A 19496-nucleotide genomic window follows, 5' to 3' on the forward strand; every position below is an offset into this window, starting at 1 on the left:
CCGATGCTACGGACCGGGGCGGCCCCGATCCTGGTCCCCGTGGTCCCAGGGTCAGCGGGGACCTGCCCTGACGCCGCCGATGAGCGCATGGTGGTGGACATGACCGACACGAACCTCCCCGGCGGCACCTACCGCCTCGCCGACGACCTCACCCTCACCCGCGTCGGGTACGGCGCCATGCAGCTCGCGGGTCCCGGTGTGTTCGGGCCCCCCACCGACCGCGACGAGGCGATCCGCGTCCTGCGCACGGTCGTCGAACTCGGCATCACCCACATCGACACCTCGGACTTCTACGGCCCGCACGTCACGAACCAGGTCATCCGCGAAGCGCTGCACCCGTACGCCGAGGGCCTCCACATCGTGACGAAGGTCGGCGCCCGCCGGGATGCCCAGGGCGGATGGCCGCACGCCCGGGAGCCGCACGAACTCGTCGAGCAGGTGCACGACAACCTCCGGAACCTCGGCCTCGAGCAGCTCGACGTCGTGAACCTCCGCATGGGTGGCTTCGACGCGCCGGAGCCGGGCGGCATCGCGCCGCAGTTCGAGGCGCTCGCCGAACTGCAGCAGCAGGGCCTGATCAAGCACCTCGGCCTGTCCACCGTCGACGCGGAGCAGCTCGCGGAGGCGCAGGCGATCGCTCCGGTCGTGTGCGTGCAGAACTTCTACAACGTCGCCCGCCGTGCGGACGACGCCATGGTCGACGTCACCGCTGCGCAGGGGATCGCCTACGTGCCGTACTTCCCGCTCGGCGGGTTCTCGCCGCTGCAGTCCGGTGCGCTGGACGCCGTCGCCGAACGCCTCGGGGTCTCGCGGCTGACCGTCGCGCTCTCGTGGCTGCTGCAGCGCTCGCCGAACATGCTCCTCATCCCGGGGACCTCGTCGGTCGCGCACCTGCGCGACAACGTGGCCTCGGCCGGCTTCACCCTGCCCGAGGACGCACTGGCGGAACTCGACGCGATCGGCGCCGCCTGACCAGCGGCACCGCCTGACCAGCGGCGCGGCCCGACCCGTGCCGCCCGACGGTCGGCCGGGGTCAAGCGACGGTGGCGAGGGCGAACGGCAACACGACGGACGCACCGACCCGTCGGAGCTCCCGCCCCGCCACCGTCATCGTCCACCGGCTGTCCACCAGGTCGTCCACGAGCAGCACCGGCCCTTCGTGCGCCTGCAGCGCCGCCGCCAGCGCGGGATCGACCACGAAGGTGTCCCACACGCCGGACAACCGGTAGGCACTGTTCGTCGCGCCGTCCCCGCGGGGCGTCCCGCCGTCCCGACCGAGCGTGCCGAGGAACGTGAGACGCCCGATCGAGGAGAGTGCCTGCGCCAGCGACCCGACGAGTTCCGGCCGTGACCGTGACGACATCGCCACGACGCCGGTCGGCCGGGTCTCCCACGGCCAGTCCTTGAGCGCTCGGACGCACCCGTCGACGAGCTCGCGGGAGATCGGCGCGTCCGGCGTCGAGGGGGCGAACAGCGCGCGGAGCGGACCGCCCCAGCCGAGGTCGGTCAGGCGGGCGACCGCGCGCCCGGGCTGCACGAGCTCGTCCGGCGCGATCTTGCCCCGCACGGCGACCCCGAGTGCGGACATGCCCGACGGCCACTGCGCACGCGGGGCGATCTCGACGCCGACCTTGTCGAGCGCAGCGGCGGCGCCGGACGCGTCGGAGTCCGAGACCGCGGTCGGGAACCACGTCCCGGCGCAGTTGTCGCACCGGCCGCAGGGTTCCGCCGAGGGGTCGTCGAGGTCCTGCTGCAGGAGCTGCATGCGGCACTGCGCGGTCGACTCGTAGTCGAGCATCGACGCGGCCTCAGCGGCGCGGGCGGCGGCGACGCGCTCGTACCGGGGCGCGTCGTACTGCCACGGCTGCCCGGTGGCGACCCAGCCGCCGGCGACCCGGCGCACCGCACCGTCGACGTCGAGCACCTTGAGGAGGAGTTCGAGGGTGGAGCGCTTGATGTCGACGAGCCCCTCGAGCGCCACGGTCGACATCGCCGTGTCGGTCGACAGGGCGTCGAGCACGGCGGCAGCGCGCGCCTCGGTCGGCATCGACGCGCTGGCGAAGTACTGCCAGATCTCGCGGTCCTCACGCCCCGGGAGCAGGAGCACGTCGGCGTTGTCCGTCGCGCGGCCGGCGCGACCGATCTGCTGGTAGTAGGCGACGGGGGAGGACGGTGCCCCGACGTGCACGACGAACCCGAGGTCCGGCTTGTCGAACCCCATGCCGAGGGCGCTCGTCGCGATCAGGGCCTTGAGCTCGTTGCCCTTGAGCTGCTGTTCGAGCTGTTCGCGTTCCTCGGTGTCGGTGCGACCGGTGTAGGCACGCACGGCGTAGCCGTTCTCGCGCAGGAGCCGGGCGATGTCCTCGGCCGCCGACACCGTGAGCGTGTAGATGATGCCGCTGCCCGGCAGGTCGCCGAGGTGGGCGAGCAACCAGCCGAGCCGCTGCCGGGCGTCGGGCAGGGTCAGCACACCGAGACGGAGCGACGCACGCGCCAGCGAGCCCCGGATGGTGAACACCGGGTCGGCCGGGCCGGCGGTCAGCTGCTCGGCGACGTCCTCGACCACGCGCTCGTTCGCCGTCGCGGTGGTGGCCAGCACGGGCACGCCGTGCGGCAGGGAGCGGATGAGCTCGGCGAGCCGCCGGTAGTCCGGGCGGAAGTCGTGGCCCCAGTCGGAGATGCAGTGCGCTTCGTCGACGACGAGCATCCCCATCCGGGCGATCAACGTCGGCAGCTGCTCGTCGCGGAACTTCGGGTTGTTCAACCGCTCGGGGGAGACGAGCAGCACGTCGACCTCGTCACGGACGAGCGCGGCCTGCGTCTCACCCCACTCGTGCGCGTTCGCCGAGTTGATCGACACCGCTCGGACACCGGCCCGCGCGGCGGCGGCGACCTGGTCACGCATCAGGGCGAGCAGCGGGGACACCAGGACGGTCGGACCGCCGCCCCGTCGTCGCAGCAGCAGCGTCGCGAGGAAGTACACGGCGGACTTGCCCCACCCGGTGCGCTGCACGACGAGCGCACGCTGCCGGTGCTCCACGAGCGCGGAGATCGCCTCGAGCTGCCCGGGGTGGAACACAGCGTCGGGCCGCCCCGTGAGCGCAGCGAGCGCCTGCTGTGCCTCGGCGGCGATGTCCGCAGAGGGCGAGACGGCGGTCGGAGCGGCAGCGGGGGTGTCCATGCCCCCATGCTGTCAGCACCGACCGACGAAACGCAGGTCGCGCCTCCATGCTGTGGACGACGCGCCGTGACCCGCTACTGGTACGTGATGAGCGACGGTGTCGGCGAGACGTCCGCCATCGTCTGTTGCGGCGTCAGCATCGGCTGGTCCTCGTCGTAGAAGTTCTTCCACCCCCAGTGCACCCCGGCGGGAGCATCCACGTGCAGCGCCTTCCACGTCGCCTGCTTGTCCGGCTGCGACCCCTGCCCGTCGACGTGGATGAGCATGTCGAGCTCCGGGTGCGACTGCAGCGTCGAGCGGTCCTGGAGCATCGACAGGCGGAACTGGTGCAGCACGAACGCCTTCGGCGGCAGCCCCTTCGACTGCACGAGGTCCGCCAGCCACGACGACACCTCGTTCACCTCCGACGCCGACACGCTGCCGATCTGCCGCAGCGGCACCTGGTCCGCCGTCAGCCGCCACTCCGGGTCGAGCGCCAGCCAGACGCCCGGCTTCGCGAGCAGCGACTCGTACCGCTTCGCCTGGGACAGGAAGTCCGAGCGCCCCGGCTGCAGGTCGAGGATCACCGGCATCCCGGCGTCGTGCGCGGCGTCGACGTACGGCTCGAGCGTCGACACGGGCAACTCGGTGGAGTAGTCGCCGTCCGCCCCGGCGTCCCCGGCCGCGACGGTCGCGATGACCTCCATCGCCGGCGTGATCGGTACGTCACCGAGGCCCTCGTACTCGGCGGCGACGGACCGCGCCCGCTGCACCGTCGCGGCCGGGCTCTGCTCCCCGAGGACACCGAGCGCCGGCGCTCCGGGCGCCCCGTACAGCGCCACGTACCGGTGCCCGTCGAACGGTCGCTGGCCGCCGTTCGGCAGCTGCCACCCGTTCTCCGCCGCCCGGATGGCCCACCCCGGGTCGCCGAGATCGCCGAACGCGGCCCCGACGAGCACCGTCGGGTGGTCCTTCCGGTCGTGCAGTGCGGTCACGACACCGGGTGCGGCCGACGGGTCGGTCACCCCGTCCGGCATCGTCACCACGCGCGCACCCGCCGCCTTCGCGGTCCCCACCACGGCGGCGTCCGCGCTCGCGTCCGCCACGACGACGGTCGCCTGCCTGGAGGCACTGCCCGCCTCCGGCGTCTCGCCCGCGTCCGGCGCCTCCCGCTGCTGGACGTCCGTGTCGAGCGCGACCTTCCCCGCCGCCTGGTACCAGTCGGCGCGAAGGCGGTGCAGCTCGCGTGCGACGTCCGCGGTGTGCTCGCCGGCCAGCAGCACCGGCACGTGCGCGTCCGCCGCGGCGCTCGCCGCGGACCGGATCGCCGCGGCGTCGCCCTCGGGCGCGACGACGGCTCCCGGTGCGGTCGCGAAGAGCGCGCGACTCGCCCGGATCGACCGCTCGGCGGCGTCCGACTGGGCAGCGACCGTCACGGTGTCCGCCGAGGCCGTCGCGAGCGTCGGTCGCGCCGGGGCCGACTGTCCCGCCGTGCACCCGGCGGCGCCGAGCAGCAGCCCGGTGGCCGCGAGTGCGAGGAGGACACGGGAGGTGGGGCCGGAACGCATCGGGCCACCCTACGAGCCGTCCGGGGAGGTCCCTGGGAATCCGACGGGTGTCGTCTCGTAGAAGGGAGGCATGCCCGACGACGACCGCCCGCTCATCGGCGAGGTGCAGCCGCCCGACGTGCACTGCGTCACGCTCAACGTCCGTCGTCGGGTCCCACGACCCGCCGGACACCCCGACGCGTGGGAGCGCCGCCGCGACGCCGTGGTCGCGCTCGTCGCCTCCGAAGCACCCACCGTGCTCGCCGTCCAGGAGGCACTGCCCGACCAGGCAGCGGACCTCACGGCCGCCCTCGGGTCGCGATGGGAACCCGTCCTGGTGGGACGAGGCCGTCGCGGCGGTGGGGAACAGGTGGGCCTGTTCCTCGACCGGACCCGGCTCGACGTCGTCGAGCGACGGTCCTGGGCGCTGTCGCGCCGACCGCACCGCCCCGGCTCGATGTCGTGGGGCACCGCCTTCCCGCGGCACATCGTCGGCGCCGTCGTCCGTGACCGAGCCACCGACGTCACGTTCACGGCACTCGCCACGCACCTCGACGTCGTCTCACCGTGGGCGCGGGTGCGCTCCGCCGAGCTCATCGGGCGGATCGTCAGGGAACGCGGGCTGCCCGCCGTGGTGATGGCGGACTGGAACTGCGCGGCGGGCACCGCCCCCTGGCGAGCGCTGGCGGAGGCGGGGATCGTCGACAGCTGGAGCCGCGCCTCCCGGCCGGTCACCGAGCCCGTCGGGACGTACCCGCACTACGCGCGTCCGCGCGTCGGCGGCCGGCGCATCGACGGCGTCCTCGTGACCCGGGAGGCCACCGTCGGACGCGTCGCCGTGTCCGACCGGCAGCCGGGCGGCGTCTGGCCGTCCGACCACGCCGCCGTGCACGCCGTCGTGCGGTGGACACCGTGATCGCCACGTTCGGGCCGACGTTCCTGCGGCCGACCCTCCTCGTCGCCGACGTCGTTCGTGCGCTCGTGGTCGTGAGCCTCGTCGTCGCCTCGATCGGGTGGGGCGGGACGGCCTTCCCGGTGATGGCGCTGTGCCTGCTCGGCGTCGTCGTGCCGCGGATGCTCGGGCTCCGGCCGGCGTTCGACGTGCTCGTGTGCGTGCTCGTCCTGGTCGCCGGGTGGTCGAGCGTGCTCGAGTGGTACACCTCGGTGTTCCTCTGGGACAAGTTCTTCCACGTCGTGCTGACCGGGCTGCTCGCCGCGGTCCTGTACGTCATCGGGTCGGACCTCCGCGCCGTGCCCGCACCCACCGACGAACGCCGGGGCGTCGTCGCGGTGCTCGCACTCTGCGCCGGGCTCGCGATCGGGGCGGCCTGGGAGATGGGGGAGTGGCTCGGGCACAACTTCGTCGACTCGGCCATCTTCGTCGGGTACGACGACACGATCGGCGACCTGGCGGCGGACGGCCTCGGCGGGCTGCTCGTCGGGTTCGGGCTGCCCTGGCTCGCGGCACGTCGGACCGTGGTGCGACCGAGGGCGTGACCGGCCGGCGCGGGGCGCCCGTCGCGACTCGCCGTGGCACGGGCGGGGTCTGGCGTCCGCTATGCTGGACCGGTCGCTCGCGCTCCGGTCGGATGCGGGCGAGGATCCTCCGGGGTCCTGGGTCCCTCGGGACTCGCGGGCTGTGGCGCAGCTTGGTAGCGCACTTGACTGGGGGTCAAGGGGTCGCAGGTTCAAATCCTGTCAGCCCGACCGAACCGAACGACAGCCCGCCGACGATGTCGGCGGGCTGTCGTCGTCCCGACGGCGATCACGGTGCGGTCCGTCCGGGTGCCACCCGCGAGGCCGGCTGTCTCGCCTTTCGGAGGGTCCTGCTGCTTCCCCGAACAGCCTCGCGCGCCGCTTGCGCCGATCTGGGAGGATCGATCGCATGAAGCGGGGACATGCTGTGTGGGGTTGGGTCACGAGCGGACTCGGAGCCGTGCTGGTTCTGTTGATGGCGGGACAAGTGCTCTCCGAGAGCCTGTGGCTCGGTCAGCAGTCGCACACCACAGGCAACTACTCCTACATGCCCCTCTACTTCGGAGCGCTCGTGGGGGTCGTGCTCATCGTCGGAGGGGTCACGGCCGCGATCACCGCGCGTCGCTCGTCGATCTAGGAAGCAGCGTCCTCCGGCTGCCGTCGTGTCCCGAGGAACGCGAAGTGCTGTGCGATGGGCGCGCTCCTGACCGGGAATACAACTCATCCGTGGCGGTCGTGACCTCATCCAGGTTCCGGAATCGTTTGTGGCGAGATCAGTTCGAGGAACCCGCCACGCTCACCCTCGAGGTAGGTGATTCGGGTGCCGGTTCGGGCACCGCTGGTCATCCGGTGGGGCGCCCCGACCGGCCGCCACCCGTGTCTCGCGCAGAGATCGAGCACACGGTCGAGGTCCGAGACCGTCAGCGCGATGTGCGCCGTGCCGATGGTCGCGGGTGATCCATCTGCGTGCGCCGCCCGAGGTGGGTCGTACTGCAGCAGCTCGACTCGATGGTCCCCGAGCGTGACCGTTGCTGCACGGATCGTCGCGCCGTCGACACCGGTGGTCGCGACCGTGGTGGGGGCATCGAGCGTGAAGGTGCGTTCGAGCGTGAAGCCGAGACCGGAACACCACAGCGCCAACGCGTCATCGAGATCGGTCACGGTGAGTCCGGAATGGGCGACCTCTGAGACGAGCGGTGATGTCATCCCATCAGTATCGGGCGCAGCTCGACGGCCGTCCGAGAACCGAGGCTCGACGATGCGCCGAGTCCGGGTCGCAGACAGGTCACCCTGAGCGCGGTGATCGGTGACAGTACATCTTGCACACCTGAAATCTGTACGGCCGAGTGTGACTGTTGTCAGTGACCCCGGTCCTCCTCGTCAGGACAGCGACGTGTCGCCGAAGACGACGATGTACTGGGCACTGTGCGACGCTGTGTGAACAGCGCGACAAAGACGTGGCACGCGGAGAACGCGGTCGGTGACTCGACGGTGTCGCTCTCGGCCGACAAGAACCTGGCGTGCAACCCCGGTTGATCAGGACGACGACGTCCCAAGGTGAGGAGAAGGTCATGGCAGCACCTCAAGTCGCGATCGAGGAACGCGACGCGCGTCAGTGGTACCGATCTGCGACACAGGCGCTCGTCGGTGTCGCTGGAGGCCTGGTCGCCTACTACGTCGTCGTGGTGATCGCGACTGCACCGCTGGGCGGAGCGTTCACGACGCATCCGCTGATCCTGGTCGGGTTGGTCGTCGCTGCTGCTGGTGCGGTCACGGCCGGATCTCGCTGGCCGATCGTCGGGGTGGCCGCTGGTGCGGTGATGCTGCTGGTGACGGTGTTCGCAGTCACGCAGCGCATCAGTTGGACGACGGGAACCACGCAGTGGCTGAGCCCGTTCGACGCGATCGGCTACGGGGCGGTCAGCGGCTACCCGGCGATGACCGGTGCTGTCCTCATCGCCGGGGCGGTGATCGCGCGGCGCGCTGGACGAGGCACCCGCCCGTGAGGTCGATGGTTCCCATCTCGCCGGTGACGGGCCGGAGCGATCCACGCTGCGCTGGCCCCCGGTGACGGGAACCCGGTCTCCCGGGCTCCCGTCGTTCCGCGGTCGGCCGATCAGACGCGACCGAGCAGCTCCTCGTTGAGGATGGTGCCGCCGAGCATCCAGCCGCCGTCGGCGACCTCGTCGAGGATCACGAGCGTCGTGGGACGTGCTCGTTCCCCGTAGACGTCGACGATGGCGTCGGTGACGGCGTCCTGGAGCTTCTTCTTCGACTCGGCGGTCAGGGTGTCAGCGGGGACCTTGATGTTGGCGAAGGGCATGGTGTTCCTCTCGGTGGGTGTGTCCCGGACGTTCCGGGGGTCAGAGTGCGGCGTTCGGGGACAGCAGGTCCTCGATGCCGACGCGGTGGTAGAACTCGGCGCGGATCCGGTCCGCGACCGTCGAGACGACCTCGCTGCCGTCGCGCGAGGGGTCGACGTGGACGCGGTACGGACGACCACCGTCGGGGAGGCCGACGACGCGCACGATCGCGTCGGCGACGTCCTGGACGTCGGCGTCCGCCGGCACGATCTCGGCGAGGCGGCCCGTCAGTTGCTGTCGGAGCGTCCCGTACTCCTCGTCGTGCGCGGCGACGCGATCGGCGTCTGCGGGGATCGTGGCGTTGGTGAAGTGGTTCGTCCCCGAGGTGAAGGCACCCGGGACCACGATGGTCGTGTCGATGCCGAAGCGCACGAGTTCTGCGGCGTAGCTCTCGGCGAGCGCGTCCATGCCGGCCTTCGCCGCGAAGTACGGTGCCAGGAACGGCGGGTGCCCGCCGCGGGTGGACGAGCTGCCCACCCAGACGACCAGCCCGGAGCGGCGCTCACGCATGTGGGGGAGGACGGCGCGGGCGACGCGCTGGGCACCGACCACGTTGACGTCGTACAGCGCCGCGAACTGCTCCGGCGTGAACGCCTCGGCCGGACCGTACGCCATGTGTCCGGCGTTCTGGACGAGCACGTCGATCCGCCCGTGGGTACGGACCACCGTCTCGACGGCGTCCTCGACGGACTGCTGCGACTGGACGTCGAGCTCGACGGCGCCGAGCTGCAGGCCATCGCGCACGGCGAGGTCCTCGAGTGCTGCACGAGCGGACGCGTTCCGACCGGCGACGGCGCGCATCCCCGCGACGACGACGTTGCCCGCCCGGGCGAGCGACTCCGCCGCCAGGCGACCGAAGCCGCTGGACGCGCCGGTGACGAGGACGACCTGCGGGGCGGGCATCAGACCATCCCACCGTTGGCGCGGATGGTCTGGCCGTTGACCCAGTGCCCGGCGGGGCTGGCGAGGAACGCCACGACACCGGCGATGTCCTCCGGCGTGCCGAGGCGCTCGAGGGGCGGGACCTTCGCGAGCGTGTCGATCTGCTCCTGGGTCTTCCCGTCGAGGAACAGCTCGGTCGCCGTCGGCCCCGGAGCGACCACGTTCGCCGTGACGTCGCGACCGCGCAGCTCCTTCGCCAGGATCATCGTCATGCCCTCGACCGCGCTCTTGCTCGCGACGTAGGCGCCGTAGGTCGGGAACTGCGTCCCGACCACCGATGTCGACATGCCGACGAACGCCCCGCCGGCCCGGAGGCGACGTGCTGCCTGCTGTGCGACGACGAAGGTCCCGCGGATGTTCGTCCGGTGCAGGGCGTCGAGGACGTCGAGGTCCTGGTCGGCGATCGTCGAGAGTGCGAGTCGTCCGGCGGAGTGCACGACGACGTCGACGCCACCGTGGTCGTCCTCGACCTGGTCGAACATCGCGGCGACGGCGTGCTCGTCGGCCACGTCGGCGCGCGCAGCGACGGCGTGACCGCCGGCTCCGCGGATCTCCTCGACGGTGGCGTCGGCGGCGGCCGTTCCGCTGGCGTGGTTCACGACGACCGTGAAGCCGGCGGCCGCCAGCCGCACCGAGACGGCACGGCCGATGCCGCGGGATCCGCCCGTCACGACGGCGACTCGTTCAGATGTGGTGCTCATCATGGTCCTTTCACTGATACGGCCGAGTCATTTCGGCGTTACGACAGAACGTAACACGACTACGAGCAGCGATACAACCTGCGCTACGATCGGTGCATGGCCCGATCTGACGAAGCAATCCGGAGCGCGCTGCTCCGTGCCGCCGAGGAGCAGCTCGTCGCGTCTGCCGACGGGGACATCGCCACCCGCGCCGTGTGCGAGGCGGTCGGGGTGACCCAACCCGTGCTCTACCGCGTCTTCGGTGACAAGCGCGGGCTCCTCGACGCCCTCGCCGACGCCGGGCTGGAGCGGTACGCGCAGCGCAAGGCCGAACTCGAGGTGTCCGACGACCCCTCGGCCGATCTCCGTCGTGGTTGGGGCGACCACCTCGCCTTCGCCCGTGAGCACGCCGCGCTCTACCGACTGATGTTCGCTCCCCGGCCGTGGGCGAACAGCTCGGCCCGGGACGGCGTGACCGCGCTGCTCGAGCGGACGCTGACCCGCTGCGCCGCCGCCGGCATGCTCCGCGTCGACGTGCCCGTTGCAGCGAGCATGCTGCTCGCCGCGAACGTCGGGATCGCGCTCGACCGGATGAGCACGCCCGTGCGGCACGACGCCGACGCCGACGCCGACGCCGACGCCGACGCCGATGCCGTCGCCGACGCGCTCCGTGACGCGGTCTTCGGAGCGGTCCTCGTCGAGTCGCCCGGTCCGGGCCACGACGACGACGCAGCGCCCCGTCGACAGCTCCGCGCACAGCTCGACGCCGGCGGGTCGAACGCACTGCTCCCGGAGGAGTCCGCGCTCATGCGGGTGTGGCTCGACCGACTCGACCATGCGGCCGACCACGGCGACGACCCCGAGGACCCAGCATGATCTCCACGTTCCTCGTCGAACACGCCGCTCTGGTCCCCGTCGCCTTCTGGATGGCCGTGATCGTCGCAGTCGGCCTCGCCTGGATCCTGCACCGTCTCCGGCTCCGCGCCGTGCTGCTCGGCCTGTCGGCGGTGTCGCTCGTCGCGGTGCTCGTGCTCACGCTCCTGCCCGACGGTGCTCGGCCGGGCGGCGTCACGTGCACCGTGCAGTTCTCCGTCCCGTTCCAGGGCCTCGACACGCTCGCCAACGTCGCGATGCTGCTGCCGCTGGTGCTCTTCCTCGGGACGGCGACGAACCGGCCGTTCGCCGTCCTCGGCGGTGCCGTGGTCCTCTCCGCCGCCATCGAGGTCGTGCAGGCCGTCGTGCCGGCGCTCGGTCGTCGTTGCGACACGAACGACTGGTTCATGAACAGCGTCGGAGCGGTCCTGGGTGCCGTGGTGGCGCTGGTGATCTGCACGATCGACCGACGCCGTGGCGTCGTCGCCGTCTCCGGCTGAGTCGGACTGGAGGCGCGGTGCCAGCTGGCACCGCGCCTCCAGTCCGTCGATCCGGTGCGGTCCTCAGACCGCGCGCTGCGGCGCCCAGCCGAGCTCCGGCCCGAGCCGCTCGGCCATGTCCGTGATGATCTGGGCGTAGTCCGCCGGCTCGAACGAGAAGGGCAGCGCGAAGGCGACCTCGGTCACGGCCTGGTAGCCGGAGTCGGCCCGCAGCCGGTCGGCGATCTCGGCGGAGGTGCCGACGAGGTCGGCCGCGAAGAGCATCCCCGCGGGACCCATCGGCACGCCGACCCGGCCGGAGCGCGCCTCGACGTAGGCGCGGTAGCGCGCCTCCTGCTCGGGCGTCGCGGTGTCCGTCGGGATGACCACGAGACCCTGCGACACGCGGGCGGTTCCCGGGTCGGCGTGGGCGTCGAGGTAGGCGTCGATCTGGGCGCGCTGGTTCGTGGCGAAGTCGGTGCCGTGCTCGCTGCGCGTGACGCTCGAGGTGAGCAGGTGGAACCCGTTCTCGGCGGCCCACACCGCGGACCTCGTGCTGCCGGTCCCGTACCAGATGCGGTCCACCAGGCCGGCGCTGTGCGGCTGGACCGACTGCGCGAACTCCTCGATGCCCCGACGCTCGACGGCGGCGGTGACCGGGTCACCGCGCACGAGGTCGCGGAACCGCAGGAGCCGGTCGTTGCCGAGGTCCTCCTGCTCCGCGGTGTCGGGGTAGATCGCGCCCTGGTAGAGGTCGAAGTGCATCGGGGTGCCGACCGAGAACCCGGGGTTCAGGCGGCCCCCGAGGAGCACGTCGACGGTGCCGAGGTCCTCGGCGAGCCGGAAGGGGTTCTCGGCGCCGAGCGGCGTGACCGCGGTCCCGAGGTCGATCCGCGAGGTCCGCTGCGATGCCGCGGCCATCACCGCCACGGGGGAGGAGATGCCGTGCTGCAGGTGGCGGTGCCGGAGCCAGGCACTGTCGAAGCCGAGTGCTTCGGCGCGCTCGATCACCCGCAGCGTCTCCTCGTGTCCCTGCGCCGGTCGGGCGGGGTCGAACGACCCGATGGTCAGGAAGCCGAGCCGGTGCAGGGGAGTTCCGTCGAGGGGCATGTCCCGATCGTGCCAGACGACGCAGACGGTCCGTCCTCGTAATCCGGACTGCCAGGCGAACACGCAACTTCTGCCCCTAGTGTCGCCGCAAGCGCAAACCGCGTGAACTCCCTCGCATTGGTTGAAGGACCGATCCGTCAACGGAAGGTCGGTCCTCATGACCACCACTCCGCTCGCGCCGGGTTACACCCGCACTCGCCCCGGAACGGGGAGCCGCAACGGCACCTCGACCTACTCCGCGCTCCTCGCGCAGGTGAAGGAGAACGGCCTCCTGCGCCGTCGCACCGGGTTCTACTGGACGCTGTTCGCCAGCCTGGCCGTCGGCCTCGCGCTCACCTGGGTCGCGTTCGCGTTCCTCGGTGACTCCTGGTTCCAGCTCATCGTCGCCGGAGCCCTCGGCGTCATCTTCACGCAGTTCGCGTTCCTCTCGCACGAGGCCGCGCACCGCCAGGTCTTCGCCTCGCAGCGGTGGAACGACCACGCCGGCCGCTGGCTCGGCACGTTCATGGTCGGCCTCAGCTACTCGTGGTGGATGAACAAGCACACCCGCCACCACGGCAACCCGAACACCGTCGGCAAGGACCCGGACATCGCGCCGGACGGCATCCGGTTCCTGCCGGAGGACGCCGCCGCCGTGCGCGGTCCGCTCATGACGACGTTCATGCGCTTCCAGGGCTGGCTGTTCTTCCCGCTGCTGACGCTCGAGGGCCTCAACCTGCACCGGTACGCGGTCATGTCGATCGTCACCGGCAACGGCACGAAGGCCGACGTGAAGCACCGCTGGCTCGAGGCCGCCCTGCTCGTCGCCCGGTTCAGCATCTACCTGACGGTCGTGTTCTGGTTCCTGCCGTTCGGCATGGCCTGCGCGTTCCTCGGTGTGCAGCTCGCCGTCTTCGGCGTGATGATGGGCGCCTCGTTCGCCCCGAACCACAAGGGCATGCCGACCATCGCGCACGACGCCAAGGTCGACTTCTTCTCGCGCCAGGTCCGCACCTCCCGCAACATCCGCGGCGGCTGGTGGGTCTCGTTCCTGATGGGCGGCCTGAACTACCAGGTGGAGCACCACCTGTTCCCGTCGATGCCCCGTCCGGCGCTGAAGCAGGCCCGCCTGCTCGTCCGAGACCACTGCGACACGCTCGACGTGCCCTACACCGAGACCACGCTGCTGCGCTCCTACGGCATCGTCGTCCGGTACCTCAACCGGGTCGGTCTCACCGCCCGGGACCCGTTCGCGTGCCCCATGGTCACGCAGCTGCGCATCCACTGAGCCGGGGAGACGACATGCCCACCGGCACCGTGAAGTGGTTCGACAGCACCAAGGGCTTCGGCTTCATCACCCCGGACGACGGGTCGCAGGACCTGTTCGCCCACTTCTCCAGCATCGTCGTGACGACCGGGCTCCGGTCCCTCGAGGGCTCGGAGCACGTGCGCTACGAGGTCGGCCCCGGCAAGAAGGGTCCGCAGGCGGACAAGATCTCGGTCATCCGCGGCTGACGCACGCGGTCGGGTGACGGACGTCACCAGGGACGGACGGGAGGCACGATGCCAGCTGGCACCGTGCCTCCCGTCCGTCCGTCGTCCAGTCGGACGTTCCTTCCCGTCCCGCTCCCGACGCCGACGCTGCGGGGCTGCGGCCACTTCGTGAGCACGAATGGTCGTGTTGCGCCCGTCGACCCGACGTTTCCTGCTCAGCATCGGGGTCGCCGAGCGCCGCCCGCTCGGTCAGTTGATGATCTCGCCCCGCTCGTCGGCGCGCAGCACCGTCAGACGGTCGCGCCAGGCCTGCAGCGCCTCAGGCGTCAGTCGGGGCCAGTCGGTGACCTCGCGCACCACACGGAGTGGCTCCGCGCTGCGGAACGAGCGGGTCGGGTTCCCGGGGAACTTCTTGTCGGTGACGTTCGGGTCGTCCTCGAACGCACCGGTCGGTTCGACCTCGTAGACCCGCGGGCGAGCGTCACCCGCGGTGAGCTCGGCGGCGAGCTCGGCAGCGAGGCCGGCGCCGTCGCGCAACGCCGTGAAGTACACGTGGTTCATGACGACCTCGGGCCGGTAGTTCGAGCGGAACCCGGCGGTGAGCAGGTCGCCGACCCGCAGGTCCGCCGTGGTCCCGTGGAAGAAGGACCCGTCGTCGAGTGCGCCGTTCACGGCGACAGGCTAGCGCTGCCGAGGCCAGTGCGCTGCCGTAGGCTCCGCGCATGACCTGGCAGATCGACCTCCTCGAGCGGATCCGCGAGCAGGTCCCGAACGGCAGCACCGTCGTGCCGTACGGTTCCGTCACCGAGCCCGACCTCCTGGACGGCTGGAGCGACCTCGACGTCGAGCTGCAGCTGACGGAGGACGTCGCGGCGCAGGACCTGCTCGGCGGCACGCCCTGGGCGTGGCAGGACCACCAGCAGGTCGGCGCGCAGCACCTCCGGCTCGTCCTCGCCGACGGACGGCGGGTCGACCTCGCGGTGCGCGGCCGGCGCATCGGACTCCCGACGCCGCCGTCGGACAACGGCGTGCGGTTCGACGCGGCGCTCGCCGCGGCGCGCTTCGGTCGTGGGAACGACCTGATCGGGATGCACCTCGTGCTCGGCATCGTCCGTGCGGCCCTGGTGGACGTGATGGTCGCGGTCGACCGGGACGAGGGAACCGTCCACCACCGGTCCGGGTCCTCCCGCGATGCCCGTGCTGCCGCCGCGCAGGAGCTCCTGACCGGATCGCTCGGCCCGGAGCTCGCGCTCCGGGCCGCCGAGTTCGCCGAGCGGTGCCGTGCCGAGGTCGATCCCGACCACCGTGGTGACTGGACCGGGCTGCGGGCTCTGCTCGCGAGCGGTCCGGACGTCCGTTGCACGGCGCACGGCATCTTCCCCTGAGGGTGGACGCGGTCGCCGGACGCGCTGGCGGCATCGCCCTCACGGTCGCGCGCCGACGCGACGTCTGACGCGACCAGGAAGCGGACTGGAGGCGCGGTGCCAGCTGGTACCGCGCCTCCAGTCCGTAGGCTCGGCTCCGTGTCCCGTCCCCACGTCCTCGTCCCGGCGCTGGCCGGCGTGCTGCTGCTGGCCGGCTGCGCGGCGCCGCCGCCGGTCGACGAGCAGGCGCTCGCCGACTGGCAGAGCGCGCAGGACGCGGCGACCGAAGCCGACCCGGACGTCCTCGGCGTGCTGACGGCCGACATCGGACCGGGTGAGCAGGACCCGTCCGACGTCGGGCCCGGGGTGAGCCTGCAGTTCCCGGCGTCGCACGACGTCGACCACCTCGAGTTCTCCTGCTACGGCAACGGGCACATGCAGGGGATCGTGCGCATCCAGGCCGGCGCCACGTCGGGAAGCCTGCGGCTCGAACCCGTCGACTGCCGCGACAGCCCGCACACCGTCCGGCTGACCGAACTCGCCACGACCGGGGTGGACTCGGTCGGGTTCACCGCGTTCGACAGCGACCGGTCGAGTGCGTGGCGGCTCGTGATCGTCGGTACCGCGTCCCCCGACGGCTGACCGGCGTCGCGGTCAGTCGATCACGGGGTCGTGTCCTGCCGGATGGCGTACCTGTGCATCGTCACACCGTTGTCGAAGCGTCGCTGCTCGAGCAGGTCCAGCTGCAGCGGCCGCCGCAGCGTGTCGAAGAGCGGACGGCCCGCGCCGAGGACCGCCGGGTGGGTGAAGAGCAGCAACTCGTCGAGGAGCTCGGCGGCGAGGAGCTGCGTGGCGACGTCCGCGCCGCCGACGCCGATGTCGCCCTCCGACGAGCGACGCAGCTCGGCGAGCCGGGCGATCGCGTCCTCGGAGTAGATCGTCGTGTTGTGGTCGGCCGCCGTCCGGGAACGGGAGACCAGGATCTTCGGCTGCTCGGTCCAGATCTCGCCGTACTCGCGGAGGTAGTCGGGCAGTGCAGCGTCGGACCGGGCGTCCGGCCAGAACGGGTCCATCATGTCGTGGATCACGCGGCCCTCGACGCCCATCGTCATCGCCTTCGCCCGCTCGTTGAAGAAGCGGTGCAGCTGCTCGTCGATGCGGATCCAGTCGGGAGCCTCGCCGGTGTCGTGCTCGTCGGGGTGGCCCTCGATGAAGCCGTCGATCGACACGTTCATCCAGTACACGAACCGTGCGGGCATCGCGGACTCCTTCGTCGGCGGGTGGTGGGGCCGAGGCTACGCCGGTTCGGGTTCGGGTTCGGGTTCGGGTCCGGGTTCGGGTTCGGGTCCGGGCTCGGCTTCCGGTCAGGGCCTGGGTTCGGCTTCGGGTTCGGGTTCGGTGAGCGCGGCGGCGTAGGCACGGACCGACCGGTTGTAGCGGGGGAGTGTCGGCTCGACGGCCTCGATCGCGACGCGGAGCGCCTCGTCCGACCGTCCGGCGCTGTGCAGGGCGAGTGCGAGGAACACCCGCGGAGCGACCCCGGTGGCGGGGTGGACCGGGGCGTCCCGGAGCATCGCGATCGCCTCGTCGGTGCGGTCGAGGTTCCGGAGCGTCGACGCGTGCTGCACCACGATCCGTGCGGCACGGTCGGGGTCGACCTCCGCGAGGCCGGCGGCGGTCGCGGCCGTGTAGTGGACGTCTGCCTCGGCCTCGTGGCCGCCGGAGTCGAGCGCACCGCCGAGTTCGAACGCGCCGAGTGCGGGGTGCGGGGCGTCCGCCGCGAGTGCACGCATGCGGTCGATCCGGGCCTCGTCGTCGATGGTGTCGTCGGCCCAGAGCGCTGCGACCCGGGCCTCCCAGTCGGTGTCGGTCATCGGATCAGCGTACGGGCGGGTGCGGGTGCGGATCGGGTGCGCGGTCGGGTGGCGACCGAGTGGTGGTGTCGCCGTCGCCGTGCGCGTTCCTTCCCATGACGGCCGCAGTGGGAAGCGGAACCGCGCATAGCAGGTCGAACGTTCCGGTCAGGTATGCCCGAATCCGCCTCCTTCGCGCGGTTCGGCCGTCCATGCACGGTTCGGCCCGCGGTGCGGCGATCGCCGGGGTGCGGCGGGTGCCGTTCAGTCCCTGATGGTCGCGCGGAAGGACCGCACGAGCGGGATGCCCGGACGCACGAGTGCCGGCTCGCTCCACGCCAGGGCCGACCCGATCGCCGGGTACTCGGCGGCGCGCACGAACCACGGGTCGCGGTGGTCGAGGGCCTCCAGGCGGATCGTCGCCGGGCCGCCGTCGAACACGGCCGACCACTCGACCCACGGCGCGACCGAGCCGTGCACGTCGTCCTCCCCGTCGTGCGCTGCCGTGCGCACCGAGACGTCCGTGCAGGGCGGGAACCGCCAGAAGAACCCGCCGTAGCCGGCACCCATCCGGCCGTTGCTGCCCGGACCCCCGAGTCGGACGATCCCGTCGCCGGGCGTCCGGAACGACGACGACCAGGTGAGTTCCCACCCGCCGTCGACCGCGCGCCAGGCGAGGGACCGGTCCTCGTGCAGGACGACCGAACGATCCGGACCGCGCCAGACGATCTCCTGCGCGAGCGTCGGACCGTGCAGCTCGGCGTGCGGGACGGTGACGTCGCCGTGGTCCTGCCGCCAGACGTACCCCTCGCCGCGCACGTAGGTGCGACCGCCCCAGCAGTTCACGCCGTCGACGTCCGGGATCGCGAACCCGACGCCGCAGTGCCAGTCGTGGTCCGCCGGGTGGTGCGCGCTCACGACGGTGCCGCCGCTGGTCCGCACCGGGTGCACGTACGGTCGCGGCGAGGACGTCGGGATCGTGCCCGCACCGTCGAGGACCTCGGCGACCCGCACGCCGTCGACGACGAGCTCGTGGAGCACCTCGTCGCGTGCGGTGTGGGCCCACGGGGCGCCGACCTCGGAGAAGAGCGCGCGCTCCTCGGCGGCCCGGTCGACGACTGCCTCGACATCGCGCACCAGTGGTCGTCGTCCGGGTCCGTCGCCCGTCCACGTCACCCACGGGTGGTCGATCTGCACCGGTTCGACGGCGCGGACGGCCTCGAGCACCTCGACGAAGGCCCCGGTCGACTCGAGCGGCACGAGCAGGGCGTCACCGCGGGACCGGTGCGCGAGGAGGTTCTCGAGCAGGTCGGTCCTGCCCAGCCGACGGGTGGCGCCGTCGAGCGTGACGACGTCCTCGGTGTAGCCCAGGACCGCCGCGCCGTCGGTGCCCCGCACCCGGACGGTCGGTGGCACCTCGGACGGTCCGCACAGGGTGAGTGCCGCGGTCGCCTCGAGTCCGGACGCCGTCGTGACCCGCACGGTCGAGGTGTCGTCGCCCTCGATCGCGTTCGCCCGGAACAGCTCGACCTCGACGCGGGCGACGTCCTCGGCGCGTCGGCAGCCGACCAGTGCGAGCGCGGTCGCGACGGCGTGGGCGAGCGGGTTGGCGACGACACCGTCCAGGACCTCCACGGCACCGACCCGGCGCCGCCCCGCCCAGCCGGAGCGGTCCCAGTACGCCTGGTCTCGTGTCCACGTCCCGACGGCTGCGGCGGACCGGACCCGTCCCACGAGCGAGCCGTCGCGGAACGCCGCGATGGCGTCGGACCCGAGGCTCTGGAAGCCGACCTGGACGACGCGGCCGGTGCGACGGGACGCCGCGAGCAGGGTGGTCAGTGCCGCGCGGGTGGTGACCGGCGGCTTCTCGAGGAGCACGTCGGCCCCGGCCTCGAGCGCCGCGAGCGCGAGCGGGAGGTGTGCGGCGATCGGTGCCGCGACGACGACGGCGTCGACGGGGCCGAGCAGCGTCGCGGCCGCGACGTCGGGGACGACCGGTACCCCGCCGTCGGTGGCGGAGCCGATCGCCGGGTCCACGACCGCGGTGAGTGTGCACGCGCCGGCAGCGACCAGCCGGTCGATGTTCGCGCGGTGGTGCCGGCCGAAGCCGCGCGCCCCGACGAGCACCACGCCGGGGCGGCGCGTGGTCGCGGCGTCAGTGCTCACTCCTCGACGC

At 72.0% G+C, this 19496-nt stretch carries 22 protein-coding genes and 1 tRNA gene; 12 read left to right on the top strand and 11 right to left on the bottom strand.

Features of this window, described 5'->3' with window-relative positions; translation table 11 throughout:
• Nucleotides 1-99 precede the first annotated feature (99 nt).
• On the top strand, nt 100-972 hold the full coding sequence (locus ACRQ4B_RS08725; protein ID WP_439694298.1) for an oxidoreductase: 873 nt from the start codon (nt 100-102) through the stop codon (nt 970-972).
• A 61-nt stretch (nt 973-1033) separates the two neighbouring features.
• On the opposite strand, the gene ACRQ4B_RS08730 is transcribed toward ACRQ4B_RS08725, so the two are convergent.
• Both ACRQ4B_RS08730 and ACRQ4B_RS08735 read right to left on the bottom strand, forming a co-directional pair.
• On the bottom strand, nt 1034-3181 hold the full coding sequence (locus ACRQ4B_RS08730) for a RecQ family ATP-dependent DNA helicase (protein ID WP_439694299.1): 2148 nt from the start codon (nt 3179-3181) through the stop codon (nt 1034-1036).
• A 74-nt stretch (nt 3182-3255) separates the two neighbouring features.
• Nucleotides 3256-4728, bottom strand: coding sequence for a hypothetical protein (locus ACRQ4B_RS08735; RefSeq protein WP_439694300.1), 1473 nt, complete (start codon nt 4726-4728; stop codon nt 3256-3258).
• Nucleotides 4729-4798: 70 nt separating this feature from the next.
• Here ACRQ4B_RS08735 and ACRQ4B_RS08740 point away from each other — a divergent pair, with 70 nt between their 5' ends.
• From ACRQ4B_RS08740 to ACRQ4B_RS08755, 4 genes are all read left to right on the top strand, one after another.
• Nucleotides 4799-5623 carry an endonuclease/exonuclease/phosphatase family protein gene (locus ACRQ4B_RS08740; protein ID WP_439694301.1) on the top strand — a complete coding sequence of 275 codons (825 nt, stop codon included), beginning with the start codon at nt 4799-4801 and terminating at the stop codon, nt 5621-5623.
• The gene (locus tag ACRQ4B_RS08745) at nt 5620-6204 is read left to right on the top strand and encodes a hypothetical protein (protein WP_439694302.1); all 585 of its coding nucleotides are present in this window, start codon (nt 5620-5622) and stop codon (nt 6202-6204) included. Before ACRQ4B_RS08740 ends, ACRQ4B_RS08745 begins: the two co-directional genes overlap by 4 nt.
• Nucleotides 6205-6340: 136 nt before the next feature.
• A tRNA-Pro gene (locus ACRQ4B_RS08750) sits at nt 6341-6414 on the top strand.
• Between the two features lie 244 nt (nt 6415-6658).
• Complete coding sequence (locus ACRQ4B_RS08755) at nt 6659-6820, top strand: hypothetical protein (RefSeq protein ID WP_439694303.1); 162 nt, start codon at nt 6659-6661, stop codon at nt 6818-6820.
• Nucleotides 6821-6924: 104 nt separating this feature from the next.
• Here the strand turns inward: ACRQ4B_RS08755 and ACRQ4B_RS08760 are convergent, their stop codons facing one another.
• Nucleotides 6925-7389, bottom strand: coding sequence for a VOC family protein (locus ACRQ4B_RS08760; RefSeq protein ID WP_439694304.1), 465 nt, complete (start codon nt 7387-7389; stop codon nt 6925-6927).
• A gap of 326 nt (nt 7390-7715) precedes the next feature.
• Here ACRQ4B_RS08760 and ACRQ4B_RS08765 point away from each other — a divergent pair, with 326 nt between their 5' ends.
• Nucleotides 7716-8189: a hypothetical protein gene (locus ACRQ4B_RS08765; RefSeq protein ID WP_439694305.1), complete on the top strand. Its 474-nt coding sequence runs from the start codon at nt 7716-7718 to the stop codon at nt 8187-8189.
• 110 nt (nt 8190-8299) lie between these two features.
• On the opposite strand, the gene ACRQ4B_RS08770 is transcribed toward ACRQ4B_RS08765, so the two are convergent.
• From ACRQ4B_RS08770 to ACRQ4B_RS08780, 3 genes are read right to left on the bottom strand one after another with little or no spacing between them, the layout of a single operon-like run.
• Nucleotides 8300-8506: a tautomerase family protein gene (locus tag ACRQ4B_RS08770; protein ID WP_439694306.1), complete on the bottom strand. Its 207-nt coding sequence runs from the start codon at nt 8504-8506 to the stop codon at nt 8300-8302.
• Nucleotides 8507-8546: 40 nt separating this feature from the next.
• Nucleotides 8547-9449: an SDR family oxidoreductase gene (locus tag ACRQ4B_RS08775; RefSeq protein WP_439694307.1), complete on the bottom strand. Its 903-nt coding sequence runs from the start codon at nt 9447-9449 to the stop codon at nt 8547-8549.
• Nucleotides 9449-10189, bottom strand: a complete 741-nt coding sequence (locus tag ACRQ4B_RS08780; protein ID WP_439694308.1) for an SDR family oxidoreductase — start codon at nt 10187-10189, stop codon at nt 9449-9451. Before ACRQ4B_RS08780 ends, ACRQ4B_RS08775 begins: the two co-directional genes overlap by 1 nt.
• A gap of 96 nt (nt 10190-10285) precedes the next feature.
• Between ACRQ4B_RS08780 and ACRQ4B_RS08785 the strand changes: the two genes are divergently transcribed.
• Both ACRQ4B_RS08785 and ACRQ4B_RS08790 read left to right on the top strand, forming a co-directional pair.
• Nucleotides 10286-11044 (top strand): TetR/AcrR family transcriptional regulator, encoded by a 759-nt coding sequence (locus ACRQ4B_RS08785; RefSeq protein ID WP_439694309.1) that lies wholly within the window; start codon nt 10286-10288, stop codon nt 11042-11044.
• Nucleotides 11041-11541, top strand: coding sequence for a VanZ family protein (locus ACRQ4B_RS08790; RefSeq protein ID WP_439694310.1), 501 nt, complete (start codon nt 11041-11043; stop codon nt 11539-11541). The genes ACRQ4B_RS08785 and ACRQ4B_RS08790 overlap by 4 nt, the downstream gene beginning before the upstream one ends.
• Nucleotides 11542-11604: 63 nt before the next feature.
• Here ACRQ4B_RS08790 and ACRQ4B_RS08795 read toward each other — a convergent pair whose 3' ends face one another.
• Nucleotides 11605-12630 carry an LLM class flavin-dependent oxidoreductase gene (locus tag ACRQ4B_RS08795; protein WP_439694311.1) on the bottom strand — a complete coding sequence of 342 codons (1026 nt, stop codon included), beginning with the start codon at nt 12628-12630 and terminating at the stop codon, nt 11605-11607.
• A 157-nt stretch (nt 12631-12787) separates the two neighbouring features.
• Between ACRQ4B_RS08795 and ACRQ4B_RS08800 the strand changes: the two genes are divergently transcribed.
• Both ACRQ4B_RS08800 and ACRQ4B_RS08805 read left to right on the top strand, forming a co-directional pair.
• On the top strand, nt 12788-13897 hold the full coding sequence (locus ACRQ4B_RS08800; RefSeq protein WP_439694312.1) for a fatty acid desaturase family protein: 1110 nt from the start codon (nt 12788-12790) through the stop codon (nt 13895-13897).
• A gap of 14 nt (nt 13898-13911) precedes the next feature.
• Nucleotides 13912-14124 (top strand): cold-shock protein, encoded by a 213-nt coding sequence (locus tag ACRQ4B_RS08805; RefSeq protein WP_439694313.1) that lies wholly within the window; start codon nt 13912-13914, stop codon nt 14122-14124.
• 228 nt (nt 14125-14352) lie between these two features.
• Here the strand turns inward: ACRQ4B_RS08805 and arr are convergent, their stop codons facing one another.
• Nucleotides 14353-14775, bottom strand: a complete 423-nt coding sequence (arr, locus tag ACRQ4B_RS08810) for an NAD(+)--rifampin ADP-ribosyltransferase (RefSeq protein ID WP_439694314.1) — start codon at nt 14773-14775, stop codon at nt 14353-14355.
• Nucleotides 14776-14825: 50 nt separating this feature from the next.
• Here arr and ACRQ4B_RS08815 point away from each other — a divergent pair, with 50 nt between their 5' ends.
• Complete coding sequence (locus ACRQ4B_RS08815; protein WP_439694315.1) at nt 14826-15488, top strand: hypothetical protein; 663 nt, start codon at nt 14826-14828, stop codon at nt 15486-15488.
• A 138-nt stretch (nt 15489-15626) separates the two neighbouring features.
• A complete protein-coding gene (locus tag ACRQ4B_RS08820) occupies nt 15627-16109 on the top strand; it encodes a hypothetical protein (RefSeq protein ID WP_439694316.1) in 483 nt (160 codons plus the stop codon).
• A gap of 20 nt (nt 16110-16129) precedes the next feature.
• On the opposite strand, the gene ACRQ4B_RS08825 is transcribed toward ACRQ4B_RS08820, so the two are convergent.
• The 3 genes from ACRQ4B_RS08825 to ACRQ4B_RS08835 form a co-directional block, all read right to left on the bottom strand.
• Nucleotides 16130-16726: a dihydrofolate reductase family protein gene (locus tag ACRQ4B_RS08825; RefSeq protein WP_439694317.1), complete on the bottom strand. Its 597-nt coding sequence runs from the start codon at nt 16724-16726 to the stop codon at nt 16130-16132.
• A gap of 105 nt (nt 16727-16831) precedes the next feature.
• Complete coding sequence (locus tag ACRQ4B_RS08830; protein ID WP_439694318.1) at nt 16832-17341, bottom strand: tetratricopeptide repeat protein; 510 nt, start codon at nt 17339-17341, stop codon at nt 16832-16834.
• Between the two features lie 243 nt (nt 17342-17584).
• On the bottom strand, nt 17585-19486 hold the full coding sequence (locus ACRQ4B_RS08835) for a DUF6807 family protein (RefSeq protein ID WP_439694319.1): 1902 nt from the start codon (nt 19484-19486) through the stop codon (nt 17585-17587).
• Between the last annotated feature and the right edge of the window lie 10 nt (nt 19487-19496).

Origin of the sequence: Curtobacterium sp. SP.BCo (assembly GCF_051903265.1) — a bacterium.
In the GTDB taxonomy this organism is placed as follows: domain Bacteria; phylum Actinomycetota; class Actinomycetes; order Actinomycetales; family Microbacteriaceae; genus Curtobacterium.

Coding starts and splice junctions, on each gene's coding strand:
- ACRQ4B_RS08725 (WP_439694298.1), top strand. CDS start 100: ATGACCGACACGAACCTCCCCGGCGGCACCTACCGCCTCGCCGACGAC.
- ACRQ4B_RS08730 (WP_439694299.1), bottom strand. CDS start 3,181: ATGGACACCCCCGCTGCCGCTCCGACCGCCGTCTCGCCCTCTGCGGAC.
- ACRQ4B_RS08735 (WP_439694300.1), bottom strand. CDS start 4,728: ATGCGTTCCGGCCCCACCTCCCGTGTCCTCCTCGCACTCGCGGCCACC.
- ACRQ4B_RS08740 (WP_439694301.1), top strand. CDS start 4,799: ATGCCCGACGACGACCGCCCGCTCATCGGCGAGGTGCAGCCGCCCGAC.
- ACRQ4B_RS08755 (WP_439694303.1), top strand. CDS start 6,659: ATGGCGGGACAAGTGCTCTCCGAGAGCCTGTGGCTCGGTCAGCAGTCG.
- ACRQ4B_RS08760 (WP_439694304.1), bottom strand. CDS start 7,389: ATGACATCACCGCTCGTCTCAGAGGTCGCCCATTCCGGACTCACCGTG.
- ACRQ4B_RS08770 (WP_439694306.1), bottom strand. CDS start 8,506: ATGCCCTTCGCCAACATCAAGGTCCCCGCTGACACCCTGACCGCCGAG.
- ACRQ4B_RS08775 (WP_439694307.1), bottom strand. CDS start 9,449: ATGCCCGCCCCGCAGGTCGTCCTCGTCACCGGCGCGTCCAGCGGCTTC.
- ACRQ4B_RS08780 (WP_439694308.1), bottom strand. CDS start 10,189: ATGAGCACCACATCTGAACGAGTCGCCGTCGTGACGGGCGGATCCCGC.
- ACRQ4B_RS08785 (WP_439694309.1), top strand. CDS start 10,286: ATGGCCCGATCTGACGAAGCAATCCGGAGCGCGCTGCTCCGTGCCGCC.
- ACRQ4B_RS08790 (WP_439694310.1), top strand. CDS start 11,041: ATGATCTCCACGTTCCTCGTCGAACACGCCGCTCTGGTCCCCGTCGCC.
- ACRQ4B_RS08795 (WP_439694311.1), bottom strand. CDS start 12,630: ATGCCCCTCGACGGAACTCCCCTGCACCGGCTCGGCTTCCTGACCATC.
- ACRQ4B_RS08800 (WP_439694312.1), top strand. CDS start 12,788: ATGACCACCACTCCGCTCGCGCCGGGTTACACCCGCACTCGCCCCGGA.
- ACRQ4B_RS08805 (WP_439694313.1), top strand. CDS start 13,912: ATGCCCACCGGCACCGTGAAGTGGTTCGACAGCACCAAGGGCTTCGGC.
- ACRQ4B_RS08815 (WP_439694315.1), top strand. CDS start 14,826: ATGACCTGGCAGATCGACCTCCTCGAGCGGATCCGCGAGCAGGTCCCG.
- ACRQ4B_RS08825 (WP_439694317.1), bottom strand. CDS start 16,726: ATGCCCGCACGGTTCGTGTACTGGATGAACGTGTCGATCGACGGCTTC.
- ACRQ4B_RS08830 (WP_439694318.1), bottom strand. CDS start 17,341: ATGACCGACACCGACTGGGAGGCCCGGGTCGCAGCGCTCTGGGCCGAC.